The following is a 20,465-nucleotide window of genomic DNA, read 5'->3' as shown; positions in this document are numbered from 1 at the left end:
GCCGTCGCTCCGTCTGATGATGTTGCGCACTGGCCTTTGGCCTCAGACTCCGTGGAAGAACCTAATGAAAAGCGCAGAAATCCGTGAAGCCTTCCTTCGCTTCTTCGAAGAGCAAGGTCACACCCGTGTCGCCTCCAGCTCCTTGATCCCAGGCAATGACCCTACCCTGCTGTTCACTAACGCGGGGATGAACCAGTTCAAGGACTGTTTCCTGGGCCAGGAAAAGCGCGCCTACACCCGCGCGGTCAGCAGCCAGAAATGCGTGCGCGCCGGTGGCAAGCACAACGACCTGGAAAACGTCGGCTACACCGCCCGTCACCACACGTTTTTCGAAATGCTCGGCAACTTCAGCTTTGGCGACTATTTCAAGCAAGATGCGATCACCTTCGCCTGGACCTTCCTCACTGGCGTGCTGAAACTGCCGAAGGAAAAGCTCTGGGTCACCGTCTACGCCAGCGATGACGAGGCCTACGACATCTGGACCCAGCAAGTCGGTGTGCCGCCTGAGCGCATGGTGCGTATCGGCGACAACAAGGGCGCGCCTTACGCCTCCGACAACTTCTGGACCATGGGCGATACCGGCCCGTGCGGCCCTTGTACCGAGATTTTCTACGATCACGGCGCCGATATCTGGGGCGGCCCACCGGGTTCGCCAGAAGAAGACGGCGACCGTTACATCGAGATCTGGAACAACGTGTTCATGCAGTTCAACCGCACCGCCGATGGCGTGCTGCATCCGCTGCCGGCGCCGTCGGTGGACACCGGCATGGGCTTGGAGCGGATCAGTGCGGTGATGCAGCACGTTCACTCCAACTACGAAATCGACCTGTTCCAGAGCCTGCTGGCCGCTGCCGCCAAGGCCATCGGTTGCGCCAATGAAGAGCAGGCATCGCTCAAAGTGGTGGCTGACCACATCCGTTCCTGCGGTTTCCTGATTGCCGACGGCGTGCTGCCGTCGAATGAAGGCCGTGGCTACGTGCTGCGCCGTATCATCCGTCGCGCCTGCCGCCACGGTAACAAGCTGGGCGCCAACGGCAGCTTCTTCTACCAGATCGTCGCGGCGTTGGTCGCCGAAATGGGCGAGGCCTTCCCGGAACTCACCCAGAACCAGGCGCACATCGAGCGCGTGCTCAAGGCTGAAGAAGAGCAGTTCGCCAAGACCCTGGAACAGGGCCTGAAGATCCTCGAGCAAGACCTCGCCGGCCTGCAGGGCAGCGTGGTGCCGGGCGACGTGGTGTTCAAACTCTACGATACCTACGGTTTCCCGATGGACCTGACCGGCGACATCGCCCGTGAGCGCAACCTGACCCTCGACGAGGAAGGTTTCGAACGCGAGATGGAAGCCCAGCGTGTACGCGCACGTTCCGCCAGTTCCTTCGGTATGGACTACAACAGCCTGGTCAAGGTTGACGTGGCCACCGAGTTCACCGGCTACAAGGCCACCCACGGTTCGGCCAAAGTGATCGCCCTGTATAAAGACGGCCAGTCGGTCGACGTCCTGAGCGAAGGCGATGACGGCGTGGTGGTCCTGGACCAGACGCCGTTCTACGCCGAATCCGGTGGGCAGATTGGCGACTGTGGTTTCCTCAAGGCTGCTTCCGGTCGTTTTGATGTACGCGATACCACCAAGACCGGCGGTGCGTTCCTGCACCACGGCGTGCTGGCGTCGGGCAGCCTGACCGTCGGTTCGCCGGTGGAAACCCAAGTGGACGCCGACGTGCGCCACGCCACTGCGCTGAACCACTCGGCCACCCACTTGCTGCACGCTGCACTGCGCCAGGTGTTGGGCGAGCACGTCCAGCAGAAGGGTTCGTTGGTCGACAGCCAGCGCCTGCGTTTCGACTTCAGCCACTTCGAAGCGATCAAGCCTGCGCAGATCAAGGCCTTGGAAGATATCGTCAACGCCCAAGTGCGTAAGAACACCCCGGTGGAAACCGAGGAAACCGACATCGAGACCGCCAAGGCCAAAGGCGCCATGGCGCTGTTCGGCGAGAAGTACGGCGACAACGTGCGTGTCCTGAGCATGGGCGGCAACTTCTCGGTGGAACTGTGCGGCGGTATCCACGCCAACCGTACCGGCGACATCGGCCTGCTGAAAATCATCAGCGAAGGCGGTGTTGCGTCCGGTGTGCGTCGTATTGAAGCGGTGACCGGCGCTGCGGCCCTGGCCTACCTCAATGCGGGCGAAGAGCAACTCAAGGAAGCGGCCAGCCTGGTCAAGGGCAGCCGTGACAATCTGATCGACAAGCTGTCCGCCGTGCTGGAGCGCAACCGTGCCCTGGAGAAACAGCTGGAACAGTTGCAAGCCAAGGCGGCCAGCGCGGCAGGTGATGACCTGTCGGCTTCTGCCCAGGACGTCAAGGGCGTGAAAGTCCTGGCGGTACGTCTGGACGGCCAGGACGGCAAGGCGTTGTTGGCCTTGGTCGATCAGTTGAAGAACAAGCTCGGCCGCGCAGTGATCCTGCTCGGCAGTGTCCATGAGGATAAGGTCGTTCTGGTTGCCGGTGTAACCAAAGACCTGACTGGCCAACTCAAGGCCGGTGATTTGATGAAGCAAGCCGCTGCGGCAGTGGGCGGGAAGGGCGGTGGTCGTCCGGACATGGCACAAGGCGGTGGTGTTGATGCCGGTGCCCTGGACGCGGCCCTGGCCCTGACCGTGCCGTTTGTCGAGGCAGGTATTTAAGGCGCTGTGAATGAGCCCGTGGTCTAGTCACGGGCTCGCTCGGTTGCTGGAAGATTGGTTTATTGGGCGCCCCTTTACGGGCTGAGGCGGCTTAGAAATGGCTTTGATCGTACAGAAATTTGGAGGCACCTCGGTCGGCTCTGTCGAAAGAATCGAGCAGGTCGCCGACAAGGTTAAGAAATTCCGCGACGCCGGCGATGACCTGGTGGTGGTGCTGTCGGCCATGAGCGGCGAGACCAATCGCCTGATCGAACTGGCCAAGGCCATCAGCGGCGATCAACAACCGTTGGCGCGTGAGCTGGATGTGATCGTGTCCACCGGCGAGCAGGTGACCATTGGCCTGCTGGCCATGGCGCTGAACAAGCGCGGTGTGCCGGCGGTGTCCTACACTGGCAGTCAGGTGCGTATCCTCACCGACAGCGCGCACACCAAGGCGCGAATCCTGCAAATCGATGATCAGAAGATTCGCGCTGATCTGAAGGCCGGTCGTGTGGTAGTTGTCGCCGGTTTCCAGGGCGTTGACGAGCACGGCAATATCACCACCCTCGGGCGTGGCGGTTCGGACACCACCGGTGTGGCCCTGGCGGCCGCGCTCAAGGCTGACGAATGCCAGATCTATACCGATGTGGACGGCGTCTACACCACTGATCCGCGCGTGGTGTCCGTGGCCCAGCGCCTGGACAAGATCACCTTCGAAGAGATGCTGGAAATGGCCAGCCTCGGTTCCAAGGTGTTGCAGATCCGTGCGGTGGAATTCGCCGGCAAGTACAACGTTCCGCTGCGCGTATTGCACAGCTTCAAGGAGGGTCCGGGCACCCTCATTACTATTGATGAAGAGGAATCCATGGAACAGCCGATCATTTCCGGCATCGCTTTCAACCGCGATGAAGCCAAGCTGACGATCCGTGGCGTGCCAGACACCCCGGGCGTTGCGTTCAAGATCCTCGGCCCGATCAGCGGCGCGAACATTGAAGTCGACATGATCGTGCAGAACGTTTCGCACGATAACACCACCGATTTCACCTTCACCGTTCATCGCAATGAGTACGAAGCGGCCGAACGTATCCTGCAGAACACCGCGAGCGGGATTGGCGCCCGTGAAGTGGTCGGCGATACCAAGATTGCGAAGGTGTCGATCGTGGGTGTGGGCATGCGTTCCCATGCTGGCGTTGCCAGCCGCATGTTCGAGGCTCTCGCCAAGGAAAGCATCAATATCCAGATGATCTCCACGTCGGAAATCAAAGTCTCGGTAGTGATCGAAGAGAAGTACCTGGAACTGGCTGTACGCGCGCTGCATACCGCTTTTGAGCTGGACGCTCCGGCCCGACAGGGCGAGTGACGCAATGCCAGGAAGGCGCGGTTTACCGCGCCTTTCATTTTTTTGTAGGGTGCGTGTGTTTTGCACGGGCTCGACAATACTTAGCCGGTAGGGCTATGGCCGATGAGCCGTAGGTCGAAGGCCTTTTTTTGCAGACTGTTGTTCCTGAACTGAAGTGCGTGAGGTGAAAGGTATGTTGATTCTGACCCGTCGTTGCGCAGAAAGCCTGATTATTGGTGATGGCGAAATCACCGTGACCGTGCTCGGCGTCAAAGGCAATCAAGTGCGTATTGGGGTTAACGCTCCTAAAGAGGTAGCGGTCCATCGCGAGGAAATCTATCTGCGGATCAAGAAAGAGAAGGACGAAGAACCAAGCCTTTAATTTTTATCGTTTTTTATGTTTGCAAACGGGGAAGAACGTGGTTAATATACGCCCCGTGTTGCGGAGAGCTGGCCGAGTGGCCGAAGGCGCTCCCCTGCTAAGGGAGTACACCTCAAAAGGGTGTCGGGGGTTCGAATCCCCCGTTCTCCGCCATTATTTGCTTAGTACGTTGCAATCTGGATTTATCGGTAAGTTGTTGAAATTACTCGAAAAAATCGCTTTACATAGAGATTGAACGGCCTATAATGCGCGGCAACAAATGCACTCGTAGCTCAGCTGGATAGAGTACTCGGCTACGAACCGAGCGGTCACAGGTTCGAATCCTGTCGAGTGCACCATTTAAGAGTCAGTTGCAGTAATGCAGGTGATTTGGTTACAACCAGTTGTGATCTGGTCTAAAAACACAATCTGCACTCGTAGCTCAGCTGGATAGAGTACTCGGCTACGAACCGAGCGGTCACAGGTTCGAATCCTGTCGAGTGCACCATACAAACAAAAAGCCCGCCTAGTGCGGGCTTTTTGCCGTCTTGGGGTTATGTAGGATTTAGCCTTTTTCTCCCACCTCATGTGTTTTCCTTTCGCGCGGCGGCGTCGCAGTTCATAGATGCGGCCAGTCCTCAGCTTTGGCTCGCAAGCGCTTGTTCTTACCAGTTTTTTGACGTTAAAAGCGGCGGGCGGTGTATCATTGCGCCCGTCAGCCCCGCCGGGGCTTGTGGAATACCTCCATGGACTTACCCAGTAGTTACTCAGTACCCCGTTTTACCAATCATGAATTGACTGATTGATCCTTCCGGCGTGCCCCGCTGCTGGGAGTGGAGTTCGCCTATGACCGAAGTAGAAGTAAAAAAAACACAAGAAAGCCTGCAGGATCGTCTGGCTCAAGTTATCGAGCTGCTGCAGCGCCAGCGTTTGGTCGAAGACCTCACGCACCGCCAGGAAGGTCCGCACCACGACCGCGTCGAAAACCTGGTTCATCGGCAAAACCTCGTCGAGTTGCAACGCAAGCTCGATGACCTGCACTCCGCCGACGTCGCTTATATCCTTGAAGCCTTGCCGCTGGATGATCGACTGACCCTCTGGCAGTTGGTCAAGGCCGACCGCGACGGCGACATCCTGCTCGAAGTATCCGACTCCGTCCGTGAAACCCTGATCGCCGACATGGATGATCACGAGCTCCTGGCTGCGGCCCGGGAGATGGATGCCGACGAACTGGCTGACCTGGCCCCCGAGCTGCCCCGTGATGTTGTCCATGAGCTGATGGAAACCCTCGATGGCCAGCAGCGTGAGCGTGTGCGCTCCGCGCTGTCGTATGACGAGGACCAGGTCGGCGCGCTGATGGACTTCGAGATGGTCACCATCCGCGAAGACGTCAGCCTGGAAGTGGTACTGCGTTACCTGCGTCGCCTGAAAGAGCTGCCAGGGCATACCGACAAATTGTTCGTGGTCGACTACGAAGGGATTCTCAAGGGCGTGTTGCCGATCACGCGCCTGCTGGTCAACGACCCCGAGAAGAAGGTTGTGGACGTGATGGCCAACGATCCGGTGAGTTTCCACCCGGATGAAGACGCCTACGATGCCGCCCAGGCATTTGAGCGTTACGACTTGATCTCGGCCCCGGTGGTCGACAAGAACGGCAAGTTGATCGGTCGTCTGACCATCGATGAAATGGTCGACCTGATCCGTGAAGAAAGTGAAACCGAAGTCCTCAACATGGCGGGTCTGCGTGAAGAGGAAGATATTTTTGCGTCGGTCTGGCGCTCCCTGCGTAACCGCTGGGCGTGGTTGGCCGTAAACCTGATCACCGCGTTTATCGCTTCGCGGGTGATCGGGCTGTTCGAAGGCTCGATCGAGAAGCTGGTGGCGCTGGCGGCGTTGATGCCAATTGTCGCCGGGATCGGCGGTAACTCCGGCAACCAGACCATCACCATGATCGTGCGCGCCATGGCGCTCGACCAGGTCAATACCGGCAACACCTCGCGCCTGATGCGCAAGGAGTTGGCGGTGGGGCTGATCAATGGCGTGGTGTGGGGCGGGGTGATCGGGATCGTGGCCTACTTACTGTACGGCAGCTGGTCGCTGGGGGTGGTCATGACCGCCGCCATGACGCTTAACCTGCTGTTGGCGGCCTTGATGGGGGTGCTGATCCCCATGACCCTGGCGCGCCTCGGGCGCGACCCGGCCATGGGTGCCAGTGTGATGATTACCGCCATGACCGACAGTGGCGGCTTCTTCATCTTCCTTGGCCTGGCGACGATCTTCCTGCTCTGACCCCTCGCGGCGGGGGCAACCCAGCCCCCGCCCAGTATTGCCTTCCCGAATTGCGCGCAAAAAAAAGCCAGCACGTGGCTGGCTTCGGCTTTCAGGGGCAGATCAATTGGCTTCTGCGGCCGCCTCAACGTCATGTGCAATAAGCGAAACGAGGGCATTTTGCTGGCGGTGGGAGAGCTGACGAAAACGCTGCAGCAGTTCGCGTTCGTGCAGTGACAGCTCAGGGCTGTCCAGGCGCATGCTTAACTCTTCACCCAACGCGCCTTCCTGAATGAGGCTCTGCTCAAGGCGCGCGATGATTTCGGAGTTCATGCTGCGGTGATGATTGCGAGCCACCTCGGCAATGCGTTCCCGCATTCCGTCTGGCAGACGTACGACGAACTTGTCAGCCGTGCGGCTGGAATAAATTGCCTGTTTCAATGGGCGCATATATTTAACCGGTTAGTTCAGGGGAGCGGTTATGGGAATTGGCCGCAAGATGAGTGTTAAGACAAGGCTCACGACCAAAGTTCAACCTGAATTGCAAAGAGGCCGCATCATGCCTCAATTTTGCCGGTTCCTTGGCGTCAATTCTGTGACAAATATTGAACTGCCTAAAGGCTTTATGCCAGTACTGATTTGCATTTTTGCGGACTGGTTGGAAAACTTTTTTGCGGGCGATCGCCACAGTCCATCATCCCGCAAGCCATTGCTGCTAAAGGCGTTGGGGTGCATATCGTATCGCAATATGGCCTTTTGCCCTTGTTTTTAAGACTAGTGGCAATTTGCCGATTTACTAGCGCGAGGCGACATAAGGTCGGTGCAGGGCCACGGAGAATCAGCGCAACACGGGGTCGAATTTGATTCGGCGGCCGACGATAAGCGTCAACAACAGGAGGCTGCCGAAGACGGCGCTGGCGATGAGGGTGGTGGCGTGAGCGTCGTGGGACGAGGTAGACATACCCAGCACGGCAGTCACGACGGTCAGGCACAAAAACAGCCAGGCGAATTTGGACATGGAAGGCTTCCTCAGAAAACCCAGTGTTCAGTGGTGGGCGCGGGCTGAGTGCTTTGGGTAAGGCGCACAGGTGATTGCGGGTTGGCCGCCATCACCGCCAATTGCGGGCGTTGTTGCAGATGATGCGGCACGGGCTGGCGGATCTGCGCGGTGTCATCGCTGGAGCTCGACTGAAAATGAAACATCACCAGTGCGGCCAGGGCTGCAGTATTGAGGGCTAACAGAAGGGTGCTGTTCATCGTCATCTTCTCCGCAGCGGGTTCAGCCGAATGGTTTTGTGGGAGAATTATTGCAGATGCCGTGCCAATGTTTTATTTCAATAAAATCAATGGCTTGAGTTTAATCTAAAGGTCGGTTGGGTTGCAATTTGCAATGCTGGCATTTTGGCGTAATGCATTTTGCACGATAGCCTCAGGTGCCCGGATTTGCGGGGCGAAACCGTGATCAGTGGCGCAAGTATTGGCTTACACTCAAAAAGCCTACGGACGACATGACAAAAACCACCTTGGCCGTTAACATGCACGCCGTCCGTCGCAGTGCCCTTAGCCTGATGACTGTCATTTGTCCCAGTAGCTCAATTGGATAGAGCATCCCCCTCCTAAGGGGAAGGTTGGCCGTTCGAACCGGCCCTGGGACACCATCTATTTAAAGGCTTTCAGCCTTTTCTGCGTAATGCTTGATTTTGCAGTGACGGCAGGGTGACAGCAAGACGCAGAAAAATTAGCCCCGTTCAGGTTTCCTGATGGGGCTTTTTTGTAACTCAGAGAAAGGTATGGATACGCTGACGAATTTCGCACTGAATATCCTTGCCACAGCGGGGGGGGGGCAGCGCTGTTTTACTTGTTGTTCTCGGATGGTTGCTCCGAACAGGGATAGTGAATCGCCCTGTGTTCTCTAGACACCCTGCAAGCCGCGTCCAAGTGAACTTCAACGAGTGTTGAACGCTGCGCGGCTTTCGGCCCGCAGGGAAGCCAAGTGAGCTCAGGCAGGTCCGCCTTGCTCACATAATGAACAAATAGACCATGAGCAAAACGCCCAGGATTGCAGTAATGACATTAACGCCAGGGCCGGTATTAACGCTGTAGCCAAGGGGGATCTCAACGGGCCTGAGGGTCTTGACCACCTTTTTGTATTGCCAGGATGACCAGCAGGCAATCCATGAGCCCAGCATCAGAAAAGCCAGCCCGATCCAGAACGAACAGTGTTTTCCTGGAGAATTCGGAACGTCCGGTTTCAGCATTTGCAGCAGTAGTCCGGATCGTTCAATCACAAAGCCAAATGCCATCAGCGAAAGGCTGGTTCGGTTCCATGCCAGCAACGTTCGCTCGGCGGCAAAGAATACGCGCGGATCGTTCAGGTCGGACATTGAAATTTCCTTGTTCAAACAGCTTTTGAAGCTACTCCACACAGAATAGTTTTGAACAAAAACACTCGACTTGTACGTTTATAGATCCAGCTGTTGGCGTCAACGCGCACATGCCCAACGCAGCGTCCGGTGCTTGGCGCATAGCCACGAAATCGGCTGCGCCAATGGCCTCATGCACGTGAACGCTATGGGTTTTTGCTCAGCAACGGTTACAGGTTTTGATGCCCAGCAACCTGTACATAGGGCAAAAACGGAAAAGACCAGTAGCCAGTGGCACTAAGCCGATCCAACCCCACCAGCCGATCACGCCCATCAGACTGAGGCCAATGAGAACCAGGCCGGCGACAATGCGCAGGCTACGGTCAATGGTTCCAAGGTTCGCTTTCATGACGATCTCCCGATCAGTGGTTGCGCCGGGTCTCCAGCGCAGTAAACAACAACATGCCGGCCAGCATGGCCAACATGAACACGATTGCTTGCCAGCGTCCTGTCAGCAGAATTGCCACCGCAGGGCCAGGACAGATGCCTGCTATTCCCCAACCGATGCCGAACAGCAGGCTGCCGCCGATCAAGCGCGGGTCCAATTCACGCTTGGTCGGCAGTTGCATTGGCCTTCCCAGCAGCGAGCGGGATTGTTGGCGCGCCCAGGTCAGCGGGCCAATGGCTATGCCAATGGCCCCGACCATGACCAGCGCGAGGGAAGGGTCCCAAGCACCGGCTAAATCCAGGAACGCCAGGACTTTGCTCGGGTTGGCCATGCCTGCCAGCAGTAGCCCCAAGCCGAACAGCAGGCCAGCAATGAATGCCGTCAGTTTGTTCATATTCAACCTCCCAGCAGATGACGCAGGACAAACACAGTGGTGAAACCGCTGAACATGAAGCAGGCAGTGGCGACCATCGATCGCGGCGAAAGGCGTGATATGCCGCACACGCCATGGCCGCTGGTGCAACCTGAGCCGTATCGTGTGCCGATACCCACCAATACACCGGCGGCGATCAGTCCGAACCCGCCACTTTGGAATTCAATCTGCGGCAGCGCGGCGAACAAGCCCCATAGAAGCGGCGCGATGAGCAGGCCCAGGAGAAAAAGCGCCTTCTCACCCGCCCCCTCGCTCCCCCGCTGTAAAAGACTGCCGATCAGACCGCTGATGCCGGCGATGCGCCCGTTGGCGACGACGAAAAGACTGGCCGCCAGGCCAATCAATGCACCGCCTGCAAGGGATGACCAGGGAGTGAAGTTGAGCCAATCGACATTCATGACGCGTCTGCTCCGCAAAATTGTTGATACAAGGTTTGGATGACGGCCAATGCCGCAGGACTGCTGATGCGATAGAACACCTGCTTTCCGTCTCGACGGGTATCCACCAGTGCTTCGCGGCGCAGCACCGCCAGTTGTTGAGAAAGCGTCGGTTGCTGTATCCCTAGCAGTGACTCCAGATCGCTGACATTACGCTCGCCTTGGGATAGTTGGCAGAGCAGGATCAAACGATCCGGATTGGCCAGAGCCTTAAGGAACTTGCTGGCGGCATCGGCGTTGGCGTGTAGCCGCTGGAGATCTGATTCGGGCATACGATTGATCACTAACTGGTCAGTTTGTTAAATAATATTATATAAAAACAATAAGTGTATGTCAGCACCGATCTGCGTTCGTCGCTGGCAGGAGAAGGTCGGGGGCTAAAGGCGAAGCGAAAGTGAGTGGTTCAGCTTTGGTGATCCAATGAGGTCGCTCTGCGCCATCGCAAGGCGATCGAATTGACCGAGCCCTGGGAGTCGACACCCCGTGGCTCAACGTCTGTCCCTTCAGTACGGTTTGGCTTGCCCGGCTTTCCTCAGGCTCTGTACCATCCGGGTCTGATCAGGACAGCGTTAGAAGGCCATCCTGTAGCCATTGCCGCCGTTCCCGTTTGGACACCTCATGACCTACACAGAACTTAACGATCCAGCACTATTTTCTGCGCAGGAGAAAGACGCGTTTGAACCTTCGACCATCGTCCAGAAAGATTTTTCTTCTGCGCTTCTGAAATACGGCCGGTCATCTTCTACACGCCCCCTGCTTCTGAACGGGGATTGCCTCGCTGTATTGAGGTCTCTGCCTGACGAGTCGGTTGATTTTGCAATGACGTCACCGCCGTACTGGGGGAAGCGGGAATATCAAAACGGTGGGATAGGCCTGGAGAAAGACTATCGGGATTTCGTCGCAGATCTTTGCGCTGTGTTTTTGGAACTCAAACGCGTGCTGAAGTCGACGGGATCGTTCTGGCTCAATCTCGGTGATTCTTATAGCGGCAAGGGGCTGCTCGGGATTCCGTGGCGAGTGGTGTTCGAGCTTACCGACAATCAAGGCTGGATACTTCGAAATAGCATTATATGGAACAAGCTGAAAGGCGGCATGGACAACACCAAGGACCGTCTTGGAAATGTCCATGAAAACTTGTTTCACTTCGTGAAACAGTCAAAAAACTATTATTACAATGCTGATGCCGTCAGGTCCAAGCCTAGAGAGTCCAAAGTGGTGAATGGCTCGATAGTCTCAGCCACGGGCGTTTCCGGCGTGCGTTACAAGCGCCAGATCGAGCTGTCGACCTCGTTGAGCGACGCAGAAAAATCAGCCGCGCATGCTGCCCTGGCCAGCATCCTTGCAGATTTGTCTTCCGGTAAAGTGTCAGACTTCCGGATGATCATTCGTGGGCAGCAAAGAGCGACACACTCCGACAGTGAAAAAGTTTCGGGGCGAGCGAAGGAACTCAGGGATAAAGGTTATTACTTTCTTAAATACCACCCTAAGGGGAGTAAACCGTCTGACGTCTGGGACATTCTCCCGGAAGATTCGCAGGGCCGGGAAACCCACTTTGCCCCCTATCCGGTCGACCTGTGCCGTATACCTTTATTGGCGACCTGCCCACCAGGCGGTATGGCAATCGACCCTTTCTGCGGTACGGGAACAACGATGGTCGCGGCGCAACGCTTAGGCTTGAAGTCGATCGGGATAGATATCTCCGAGCAGTATCTTGAGATGACCAAAGACAGGTGCAATACGCTGTTATGAGCAAAATAATAGAGTTGTTCGGGAAGGGTACGCATAATCGCTCCGTCGACTGGCAAGGCGTGATTGGCGCTCAACGCTGCGCCTATACCAACAAGCGTTGCTACAAAGTCAGGAAGTCCAACCCCGACATTTCTATCGGTACGTGCAGCGTGCTGTACGGAAAAGTGCCGGAACCGGTAATCATCTGTCCTGTCCGGCTAATCGAGCGCCGGCAGATTTTTACCGACTGTTTTCATCTATTGACGACCCATGAACCGGGGAACGAGCTTCACATCATCCCCGAAGTGTCGATCCCGGGGGGAAGTGTCGATTATTTCTTGGTGTCGGTAAAAGATGGAAAGGTGAAGGACTTTGTTGGCATCGAGCTGCAGACCCTTGATACGACCGGAACGGTCTGGCCAGAGCGCCAGAGAATGCTGGAAACGCTAGGGATTTCCAGGTCGGACAGTGCTGAAGAGTCCAATAAAACCTTCGGAATGAACTGGAAAATGACCGCAAAAACCATCTTGGTTCAAATGCACCACAAAGTGCAGACATTTGAACACCTCAACAAGAAGCTGGTGTTGGTGGTCCAGGACAAACTGCTGAGCTACATGACCAAGGAATTTAAATTCGACCATCTTGAAACACCGGCCTTGATTGGCGACTCAATGCATCTTCATGCCTATAAAATGGATAATGCAGGTGCCGGCGACTATAAGATCTCGATGTCATCCCGACTCAGTACGGATGCGGACGGAATCGGTATGTGCCTGGGGCTCCAGGCAGAGGCCCGGGTGGAGCTTGAGCAAATATTGATTGGGCTGCAGACCAAGCTATCCGACCGCACGTTGTTCCAAGCAGTGGGGACGCCCGACAGTTTGGTGTGATGCCGCCTGAGTGCGCGATTGCAAGAGGGCATCGAGTGGATGCCCCCCGTGCAAACGAGGCTTTTAAAACGTTGCCTTGACCTGTAAACCCGCGGCCAGCGCGTTGTCGCGTTTTTTGCCGGAAAACGCGCCGGGCTCGATGTAGTACTGCAGGTCTGGGCGCAGCAGCAGCCAAGGTGTGACCTGTGCGCCGTAGTTGAGCTCAAGCATTTGCTCGCCGTTGTCGAGGTTGGCGATCATCTCGGCGTCTTCGAGGTTGGTCGCCTTGGCTTCTTGCACATCCCGTGTGCGCGAGTTGAGCACGGCGCGGCCATAGCCAAAAGAGATGGAGTCGTTCGGGCGGCTCGCGAAAGGCTTCTGTTTGACAAGGCCCACCGAGTACCAGCGGCGCATCGGCGAGGTCGCCGCGTTGCTGCTGGCTGCCTGGCCGAAGAGGCGCAGCACGCTTTGCGGGTCTTGCTCATTGCGCCAGATGGCTTGGTCCATCAGCACATAGGCGCCGGTACGGTTGCTGCTCTTTTGCGTACTGCCGATCTCGGGGACGTTGGAGGTGTCGTAGTACCAACCGACTTTGTATTGGCCGTTCAGGAAGGCGTCGTTATTGAAGATCGCCTCCAGTGGCAAAATCGCCCCCGTGGTGCCGTTGCTGGGCATGGAGAACGCTTTGGAAGAGCGCGTGTTGTATTCCGGGTTGACCTGGAACACGGCGGTTTGCAGCGTCAGCGACGGGTTGACGTCGTAACGCAACTCGCCACCCCAATGCGCTGTCGGGTAGTTGCCCCAGCCACTGCCGCTCGACATGGTCAGCGGATGCGCACAAAAGCCGGCGCTCACAAAGTTGGCCAAGATGGGCATACCACCAAAATCGGTGCCCATCACCATGAAGCCGACTTTGGTGGACAGGGCCGGCGAAAACAGGTTGCGTTGATAGCTGAACTCGGTCAGCCGGGTGTATTCGCCGCCGTAGTTTTCTTGGGACGACAGGCGGTTTCCAAGCAAGTCTTCCGTGGCGCTGTGGCCGCGACGGTCGTTAACCAGCAGTTGCACGCGTCCCGCATCGGGGCTGTCGAGCAACTTACTCAGATCAAACTGGGCGCCTATACGTATTTGTTGCGAATAGCGGGTGCCGCGCTTGATCCCGCCATGCAGGTTGGAAATCGTTTCGGAACTGTAGTCACCGGTTAGTTTGATGCCCTCGTCGACCATCTTTTGGCGTTCACCACCCCAGCCGCCAGTGAGTGTGGAGCGGTTCATCAGGTCGTCGGCCAGTGCCGGGGACGGGGCGAAGAGGCATAGCGACAAACCGCTGCACAGGCTGCTGGTCAGCATGGCGCGGAAAGAAAAAAGCATTTTGGATGTGCTCCGTTACAGAGAAAGTGAGGGAGTAGCTCAACGCTCCGCGTTATTTATCGGTTTGCGCTGTGCTTTTGTGACTTGGAAAAATAACCCCCGTAAACGGGGGTTATTTTCATGCAGTGGCAACTAACGCATTACGGCTTGATGTTGTCCGGCAATGCATAAGCAATGATGTAATCGCCGACGTCAGGCGAATGGCTCATGCCACCGGCGGAGATGACCACGTACTGCTTCCCGGTGGTGGGTGACTGATAGATCAGCGGGGCCGCAACCGCACCAACCGGCAAACGGGCTTTCCAGACTTCTTTGCCGGTGGCCGAATCGAGTGCGCGCAGGTAGTAGTCCTGGGTGCCGGCAAAGAACACCAGGCCAGAGGCTGTCGACGTCGGACCGCCAAGCGTCGGCATGCCCAGCGGAATCTGCAGGTGGGTCTTGATCCCCAGCGGGCCGGTATCCTGGACGGTGCCCATGGGAACCTGCCAGACCAGTTTCTGCGTATTGAGATCAATCGCACTCATGCTGCCGAAGGGCGGGGAGTTGCACGGCACGCCCAGTGGCGACTGGAGAATGTCGATTTTCACGCCACCATAAATACCGGCGACTTGCGGGCGAATGGTGCCCATGAAACCCGGCACTTCGTCGGTCGAGACCTTGAATTTCTTGGTTTCTTCCTTGGTCACCAATGACATCCGCAGCGGCATGCGCATGTCGTTGACGAACAGCGTGCCGGTGTTCTCATCGATGGAGATGCCACCCCAGTTCATCCCGCCCAGCAAGCCAGGCCATTCGATGTATGGCTTTTCGGTTGGCGGCGTAAATGGCCCCGCGTAAACCGAATCTTTGAACATGATCCGGCAATACAGTTGGTCGAATGTCGACACCCCCCACATCGACTTTTCAGTCAGTGGGTCGGCCCCAATCACCGGCATGCCGGCCGAGTACGGTTGTGTCGGCGATAGGTGTTCGCCTTCTGCTGCCGGCGAGGTTGGAACCGGACGTTCCTGTACTTCTGTCACCGGCTGGCCAGTGCGACGATCCAGCACAAAGATTTGGCCGGTCTTGGTGGTCTGGATCAAGACCGGGGTTTTTACGCCTTGGGCATTCTTGATGTCATAGAGAACCGGCTGCGATGGCAGATCGTAATCCCATACATCGTGGTGAATGAGCTGGTAGATCCATTTGGCTTTACCGGTCGATGCATCGACGGCCACGACGGCCGAGCCAAATTTTTCTTTGACGGCGTTGCGATCACCGCCCCAATAGTCGGGCGGGCCGTTGCCGGTCGGCAAGTAGACCAGGTTCAGCTCTTTATCGTAGGTCGGGATCGTCCATACGTTAGGCGTTTCCAGCGTGAACGGGTGATCGGCCTTGGTTGGGTCCGTGCCCTCGGGCGCGCCGACGTCCCATGCCCACACCAGCGCACCGGTCAGCACATCGAAGGCGCGGACAGCGCCGGAGGGTTCGCCAGCCACAATGTCGCGTACCCAGCCGCCCACCACCGTGAGGTGGCCCATGACCACTGGCAGTGAGGTCGGGTGATAGCGCTTGCTGTTTTCGGTCGGGCCCATGCCTTTCTTGAGATCGACGTAACCGTTGTCACCGAAACTCTGGCAAAGGGCGCCTGTATGCGCGTCAAGTGCAAACAGACGGGCATCTACCGACGACACCAGAATACGCTGGCGGCATTGCTGCTGATCGTTATACGAGGCTTTGACCGCTGCGCTCAGGCTGTCGTCTTTATCAACGTCGTAATAGCCCACGCCACGGCACGTCACATGCTCTTCGCTTTTGGCGTGAGGATCGAACTTCCAGATCGGCTTGCCCGTATCGCCATCCAACGCGGTGATCAGGTTTTCCGGGGTGCACGAATACAGCACGTTGCCGATCTGCAACGGGGTGTTTTCGTCAACGCCAGCGCCGGCGCCGGTGGTCCTGCGTCCGGTCTGGTAGGTCCAGGCTACTTGCAGGTCCTTGACGTTTCCCGGCGTGATTTGCGTGTAAGGCGCAAACCGCGTGCCTGACGCATTGCGCCCGAAGAATTCCCAGTTTGCAGGCCCGCTGGCGGGCTCCGTGGCCTTGGGCAAGTCAGTCGCGGCGACAGGGTTCGAGATCCCGCCGTGTGGGTAGAACGCCGCAATAAAGGTGGCGATCAGGGCCAGGAACACGGCAAAGCCGAATCGGTTGGAGGTGCGCCGGGTGGCCAAGGACGTTTCCGGGAACGCAGCACCGACCCACAAGCTGAGGGTCAGGATGATCGCCGGCACCACCAGGCGTGGCAGCAGTTGCCAGTAGCTGAACTGGCCCACTTCGTAGAACGCCCACGCACACGTGGCGAGGAAGATGACGACGGAGAGGGCAATGCTGATAGGTTTACGCAAGACAAACAGTGCTGCCAACAGCAGATAGGCGAAGCCGGCCAGCAGGTAGTAACTCGATCCGTCGAGTGCTACCAGTTTGAACCCGCCATAAATCAACGCCAGTGCCACGGCAAAAACAAGCAGGGAAAACAGTCCCCTTGCAATAGTACTCATTGAGGATCTTCCAGAGTGAGATCGATGATCGTCTGTCATATTTGTATATGCTCAGTTGGGGAAATACGTAACTGCGCCCACGGTGTATGAGCAACTTGGCCGAATGTTGAGTCCGGCCATTAGTTGGCCCGGTGTGGTTTGTCCATGGTCCCGCTGCGCTGTCTTGCTGACGGCAAGCAAGCATTGAAAATCAGCGTAATAACTTGCCATCCGCATGTTCTTGGCCTGCATACCGGCACTCTTTCAGCTCAACCCCTTCACGCTAAAAGCTCCGTTCGATAACGAACTAGATGCTTAACCGGGGGCTGATGGAGTGTCGGCAGGAGGGGCAAAGAAAACGTTGGCGGCAGCATTACGCCCGCTTAATGACTATCCATGTGTTCAGTCGGTAATGAGTAGGCCCGAAGGCTCTGTCGGCCTTGATCGGGTTGCATGCTTTGCTCCGACTGATTCGCTGGTTAATCGCGGTGGATTAACGCGCGGACCAGTTTATAGCGCTGGTTTTTTGGATAAATCCATAAGACTGGAAAACATTGTTGATGAAACAGCAACAATGCGCGCCGATACGCATTGTCGATGCGGGTGTCCGGGCAATTATGTACAGGGGGGCTTTTTTGGGCGCGCTCGGTCTTTTCAACACCCGGTCGAACCTTGCGCGTTGGCGACGTTCACAGGAGGTGCGGCGTGTATTTTGCGCAACCTTGTACCTTGTACGTCACCCGGTAGCGTCTGAGCTGTAGTCAATCGCTTTAAAGCAAAATAATCCCCGGAAACAGCACCTGGTGCCTGTCCGGACCCGACCCCCCGGGACTATCATGCCGGTAGCCCTGACCCTCACTGCAAGGAGCCGCTCGGAACGCCGATGCGCCAGATCTGGAAATCTTTTCGAGCCCTTTATTTCGCCTCCTTGATGATGCTGATCGGCTCCGGCCTGCTCAGTACTTACCTGGCCTTGCGCCTGGCGGCTGACAACGTGGACAGCCTATGGGTCGGCGCGCTGATGGCGGCCAACTATTCTGGCCTGGTCCTGGGCGGCAAGATCGGCCACCGCCTGATCGCCCGGGTCGGGCATATTCGGGCGTATGCCACCTGTGCCGGGATCGTCGGCGCGGCGGTGTTGGGCCATGGCCTGATCGATTGGCTGCCGGCCTGGATCGTGCTGCGGGTCATTGTGGGCCTGGGGATGATGTGCCAGTACATGGTCATCGAAAGCTGGCTTAACGAGCAGGCGGATGCCCGGCAGCGTGGTGTGGTGTTCAGCGGCTATATGATCGCGTCCTACCTTGGCCTGGTGCTGGGGCAGTTGATCCTGGTGATGCATCCCCAGCTCGGCCTCGAGTTGCTGATGGTGGTGGCGCTGTGCTTCGCCCTGTGCCTGGTGCCGGTGGCCATGACCCGGCGCATTCACCCGGCGCCCCTGCGTCCGGCGCCGATGGAGCCGCGCTTCTTTATCCAGCGGGTGCCGCAGTCGTTGAGTACAGTGCTGGGGGCGGGGTTGATCGTCGGCTCGTTCTACGGTTTGGCGCCGCTCTATGCGTCCCAGCAGGGGCTGACCACCGAGCAGGTCGGTCTCTTCATGGGTAGCTGCATTTTTGCCGGGTTGCTAGTGCAGTGGCCGTTGGGCTGGCTGTCCGATCGTTACGATCGTGCGCTGTTGATTCGCTGCTTCGCCCTGTGCCTGGCGGTGGCGGCATTGCCGTTGGCCATCCTGAGCAAGGTGCCGTTGGAAGTGCTGTTCGTGGCCGGGTTCCTGTGTTCGCTGGTGCAGTTCTGCCTGTACCCGCTGGCCGTGGCGTTTTCCAATGACCACGTTGAAGGTGATCGGCGGGTATCGCTGACGGCCATGTTGTTGGTGACCTACGGCGTTGGCGCCAGTATCGGGCCGTTGCTGGCTGGTGTGGTGATGAAGCTGTTTGGTAGCCAGATGCTTTACGCGTTTTTCAGCCTGTGCGCGCTGATCCTGGTGTGGCGTATCCGTCCTAAAGCGGTGACCAACCTGCATCAGGTCGATGACGCACCGCTGCACCACGTGGCGATGCCTGACAGCATGTCCAGCTCGCCGCTGGTGGCTGCACTTGATCCGCGGGTTGATGAGCAGATGGTGCAGGAGCAGATGCAGACGCCTGTTGCGGAGCCTGAAACCGACTCCGAACCACCGACCGATGAGCCGCCTTTCGAAGGGCCGCCGGAACCACTGGGCCCGGATGAGCACCCCCATGACCTGAGCAGGGCGCGCCCCTGAATGCAAAAACGGGCAGATCCCGAAAGGGTCTGCCCGTTTTTTTGTCGCGATCTCAGTGCTTAAAAATCGTCGTCTTTGTCGAAGCGCCGTGCTTCGCGTTGCAATTGGTACACGAAACGCTCGACCTGGCGCTGCACCAGGCCGCTCATGTTGTGGAAGCGCACGCCGGCGAAGGTGGTGTTGATCTTCTCTTCGAAGTGCAGGTAACGCAGTTCGACCGAGGTGGTCATGCTGCCGAAGGGCAGGGCGGCGATGAAGCGGTCGTAGACCTCGCCCAACTGCAGTCGATCGGAAATATCGCCTTCAAAGCGCAATTTGCAGCCGGTGGCGGAGATGTCCAACAGTTTGCCGGTGGGCGCGGCCTTGAGTTTCTCGCCGCCCAGCTCGATGTTCACCAGTTGTGCCAGCTTCAGCGCGGCACGGAACGCATTGCGGCGCTGATGGTAGACCACCTCGTCCGGCATGCTGCCGGTGTAGATACGGTGGCCGCCTTTTTCGCTGATGCTCAGGGTGCCGTTGCTTTCCCAGGCGATGCGTACACCGTCGTGAAAGCCTTCGATGCGGAAAGGCTCGCCATTCTCAAGGTGGCGTTCGCCATCGCGTGGAATCATTTCGTCCAGGGCCAGGGTCTTGCTGTCCCGGTTGACGTCGACCAGGTAGCTTTGAAAGCGCTGGCTGCGCTCATGGAAGGTGATGATCAGCGGGTCATGGCTTTCTTGCAGCATTCGCAAGGTGCCGGCGATTTCCAGAGGCGTGGTGAGCACCTTGGGTGGCTGCGGAGCATCTTCCGCATTAAGGGCGTTGAACACGGTTCTTCCATCTCCAGACAAAATACGACTACACGCAATAACCGTCATTTTGCCAGTATGTCGCGCGCCTTGGATAGGGCACGCTTTAAACCGGCGTCAGGCTTGGCTGCGGGTGCTTGGCTTAACCAGGCGTGAGGTAGAACCTTGGGCGTTATACAGGGCCGGAGGTTCGCCGCCGTGGAGTATGCGCAACTGATTGGCCGTCGTGGTTTGCTGAAGCTGGATCGACTGACCGTTGAGCAGGTTGGCTTCCTGACACTGGGTGAGTAATTGATTGAGTTCTTTGCTCTGGGCCAGCAACTGATCGCCGACCGAGGAGTGACTGGCCAACTGCGCAAGGCCGTCTTGATCAGCCGGCAGGCCGAGGCTGACGAGAATCTGGCTACGCTTCTTGCCGTGCTGTTCCAGCAGGACAATCAGCGATTGTTTGCGCGCCAGGATTTCTTCCAGCAGCGGCATATCCCGGCCGTAGAGGGCCAGGGATTCTTCTTTGAGCAGCTCGAGCAATTGTTGCGTCGGCGCCAGATCATCAATGATCAGTTGAAGCAGATTTTCGTCGTGGTGCATGGCTGGCCTTGGGTTTTAAGCGTCCAAAAGC

The 20,465-nt window shown here is 57.5% G+C and carries 20 protein-coding genes and 4 tRNA genes; 12 read left to right on the top strand and 12 right to left on the bottom strand.

What is annotated here, in order from left to right; all coding sequences use genetic code 11:
• The first annotated feature begins 64 nt into the window (after positions 1–64).
• The 7 genes from alaS (at position 65) to mgtE (ending at position 6,651) form a co-directional block, all read left to right on the top strand.
• Positions 65–2,683, top strand: coding sequence for an alanine--tRNA ligase (gene alaS, locus ACP7CJ_RS25755; RefSeq protein ID WP_276194496.1), 2,619 nt, complete (start codon positions 65–67; stop codon positions 2,681–2,683).
• Positions 2,684–2,780: 97 nt separating this feature from the next.
• Positions 2,781–4,022: an aspartate kinase gene (locus tag ACP7CJ_RS25750; RefSeq protein WP_253398261.1), complete on the top strand. Its 1,242-nt coding sequence runs from the start codon at positions 2,781–2,783 to the stop codon at positions 4,020–4,022.
• A gap of 172 nt (positions 4,023–4,194) precedes the next feature.
• Positions 4,195–4,383, top strand: a complete 189-nt coding sequence (gene csrA / locus ACP7CJ_RS25745) for a carbon storage regulator CsrA (protein WP_003175645.1) — start codon at positions 4,195–4,197, stop codon at positions 4,381–4,383.
• A 62-nt stretch (positions 4,384–4,445) separates the two neighbouring features.
• A tRNA-Ser gene (locus ACP7CJ_RS25740) sits at positions 4,446–4,536 on the top strand.
• A gap of 108 nt (positions 4,537–4,644) precedes the next feature.
• Positions 4,645–4,721: transfer RNA gene (locus ACP7CJ_RS25735), tRNA-Arg, on the top strand.
• A 72-nt stretch (positions 4,722–4,793) separates the two neighbouring features.
• Positions 4,794–4,870 (top strand) — tRNA-Arg (locus tag ACP7CJ_RS25730).
• A gap of 338 nt (positions 4,871–5,208) precedes the next feature.
• On the top strand, positions 5,209–6,651 hold the full coding sequence (gene mgtE / locus ACP7CJ_RS25725; protein ID WP_276194493.1) for a magnesium transporter: 1,443 nt from the start codon (positions 5,209–5,211) through the stop codon (positions 6,649–6,651).
• A gap of 102 nt (positions 6,652–6,753) precedes the next feature.
• Here mgtE and ACP7CJ_RS25720 read toward each other — a convergent pair whose 3' ends face one another.
• A complete protein-coding gene (locus tag ACP7CJ_RS25720) occupies positions 6,754–7,080 on the bottom strand; it encodes an Arc family DNA-binding protein (protein ID WP_003193592.1) in 327 nt (108 codons plus the stop codon).
• 31 nt (positions 7,081–7,111) lie between these two features.
• Here ACP7CJ_RS25720 and ACP7CJ_RS25715 point away from each other — a divergent pair, with 31 nt between their 5' ends.
• The gene (locus tag ACP7CJ_RS25715; protein ID WP_276194489.1) at positions 7,112–7,402 is read left to right on the top strand and encodes a hypothetical protein; all 291 of its coding nucleotides are present in this window, start codon (positions 7,112–7,114) and stop codon (positions 7,400–7,402) included.
• Positions 7,403–7,468: 66 nt separating this feature from the next.
• Here ACP7CJ_RS25715 and ACP7CJ_RS25710 read toward each other — a convergent pair whose 3' ends face one another.
• Entirely contained in the window at positions 7,469–7,648 is a 180-nt protein-coding gene (locus tag ACP7CJ_RS25710) for a PA3371 family protein (protein WP_276194488.1), read from the bottom strand.
• An 11-nt stretch (positions 7,649–7,659) separates the two neighbouring features.
• Entirely contained in the window at positions 7,660–7,887 is a 228-nt protein-coding gene (locus ACP7CJ_RS25705) for a hypothetical protein (protein WP_426102595.1), read from the bottom strand.
• A gap of 324 nt (positions 7,888–8,211) precedes the next feature.
• On the opposite strand from ACP7CJ_RS25705, the gene ACP7CJ_RS25700 reads away from it, so the two are divergent.
• Positions 8,212–8,288, top strand: a tRNA-Arg gene (locus tag ACP7CJ_RS25700).
• Between the two features lie 360 nt (positions 8,289–8,648).
• Here the strand turns inward: ACP7CJ_RS25700 and ACP7CJ_RS25695 are convergent.
• The 5 genes from ACP7CJ_RS25695 to ACP7CJ_RS25675 all read right to left on the bottom strand — a co-directional run bounded on the left by ACP7CJ_RS25695 (position 8,649) and on the right by ACP7CJ_RS25675 (position 10,583).
• A complete protein-coding gene (locus ACP7CJ_RS25695; protein WP_426102597.1) occupies positions 8,649–9,014 on the bottom strand; it encodes a YidH family protein in 366 nt (121 codons plus the stop codon).
• 199 nt (positions 9,015–9,213) lie between these two features.
• The gene (locus ACP7CJ_RS25690) at positions 9,214–9,402 is read right to left on the bottom strand and encodes a YgaP family membrane protein (protein ID WP_276194443.1); all 189 of its coding nucleotides are present in this window, start codon (positions 9,400–9,402) and stop codon (positions 9,214–9,216) included.
• A 13-nt stretch (positions 9,403–9,415) separates the two neighbouring features.
• The gene (locus tag ACP7CJ_RS25685) at positions 9,416–9,835 is read right to left on the bottom strand and encodes a DUF6691 family protein (protein ID WP_276194442.1); all 420 of its coding nucleotides are present in this window, start codon (positions 9,833–9,835) and stop codon (positions 9,416–9,418) included.
• Positions 9,836–9,837: 2 nt separating this feature from the next.
• Complete coding sequence (locus ACP7CJ_RS25680) at positions 9,838–10,272, bottom strand: YeeE/YedE family protein (protein ID WP_276194441.1); 435 nt, start codon at positions 10,270–10,272, stop codon at positions 9,838–9,840.
• On the bottom strand, positions 10,269–10,583 hold the full coding sequence (locus ACP7CJ_RS25675) for an ArsR/SmtB family transcription factor (protein ID WP_276194439.1): 315 nt from the start codon (positions 10,581–10,583) through the stop codon (positions 10,269–10,271). The genes ACP7CJ_RS25680 and ACP7CJ_RS25675 overlap by 4 nt, the downstream gene beginning before the upstream one ends.
• Before the next feature lie 346 nt (positions 10,584–10,929).
• Between ACP7CJ_RS25675 and ACP7CJ_RS25670 the strand changes: the two genes are divergently transcribed.
• Positions 10,930–12,060: a DNA-methyltransferase gene (locus ACP7CJ_RS25670; RefSeq protein WP_276194438.1), complete on the top strand. Its 1,131-nt coding sequence runs from the start codon at positions 10,930–10,932 to the stop codon at positions 12,058–12,060.
• Positions 12,057–12,929 carry a NotI family restriction endonuclease gene (locus ACP7CJ_RS25665; protein WP_017849182.1) on the top strand — a complete coding sequence of 291 codons (873 nt, stop codon included), beginning with the start codon at positions 12,057–12,059 and terminating at the stop codon, positions 12,927–12,929. Before ACP7CJ_RS25670 ends, ACP7CJ_RS25665 begins: the two co-directional genes overlap by 4 nt.
• 63 nt (positions 12,930–12,992) lie before the next feature.
• On the opposite strand, the gene ACP7CJ_RS25660 is transcribed toward ACP7CJ_RS25665, so the two are convergent.
• Positions 12,993–14,279, bottom strand: a complete 1,287-nt coding sequence (locus ACP7CJ_RS25660; protein WP_276194437.1) for a carbohydrate porin — start codon at positions 14,277–14,279, stop codon at positions 12,993–12,995.
• 140 nt (positions 14,280–14,419) lie between these two features.
• Positions 14,420–16,816: a membrane-bound PQQ-dependent dehydrogenase, glucose/quinate/shikimate family gene (locus tag ACP7CJ_RS25655; protein ID WP_426102599.1), complete on the bottom strand. Its 2,397-nt coding sequence runs from the start codon at positions 16,814–16,816 to the stop codon at positions 14,420–14,422.
• 862 nt (positions 16,817–17,678) lie between these two features.
• Between ACP7CJ_RS25655 and ACP7CJ_RS25650 the strand changes: the two genes are divergently transcribed.
• Positions 17,679–19,058, top strand: coding sequence for an MFS transporter (locus ACP7CJ_RS25650; protein ID WP_276194435.1), 1,380 nt, complete (start codon positions 17,679–17,681; stop codon positions 19,056–19,058).
• Between the two features lie 59 nt (positions 19,059–19,117).
• Here ACP7CJ_RS25650 and ACP7CJ_RS25645 read toward each other — a convergent pair whose 3' ends face one another.
• Both ACP7CJ_RS25645 and ACP7CJ_RS25640 read right to left on the bottom strand, forming a co-directional pair.
• On the bottom strand, positions 19,118–19,867 hold the full coding sequence (locus tag ACP7CJ_RS25645) for a flagellar brake protein (protein ID WP_276194434.1): 750 nt from the start codon (positions 19,865–19,867) through the stop codon (positions 19,118–19,120).
• A 96-nt stretch (positions 19,868–19,963) separates the two neighbouring features.
• Positions 19,964–20,434, bottom strand: a complete 471-nt coding sequence (locus ACP7CJ_RS25640) for a flagella synthesis protein FlgN (RefSeq protein WP_276194433.1) — start codon at positions 20,432–20,434, stop codon at positions 19,964–19,966.
• Positions 20,435–20,465: the final 31 nt, after the last annotated feature.

The sequence above is a fragment of the Pseudomonas sp. PSPC3-2 genome, assembly GCF_049897085.1.
Lineage (GTDB): Bacteria > Pseudomonadota > Gammaproteobacteria > Pseudomonadales > Pseudomonadaceae > Aquipseudomonas > Aquipseudomonas paraveronii.
This window is presented reverse-complemented; position numbering and strand designations above follow the sequence as displayed.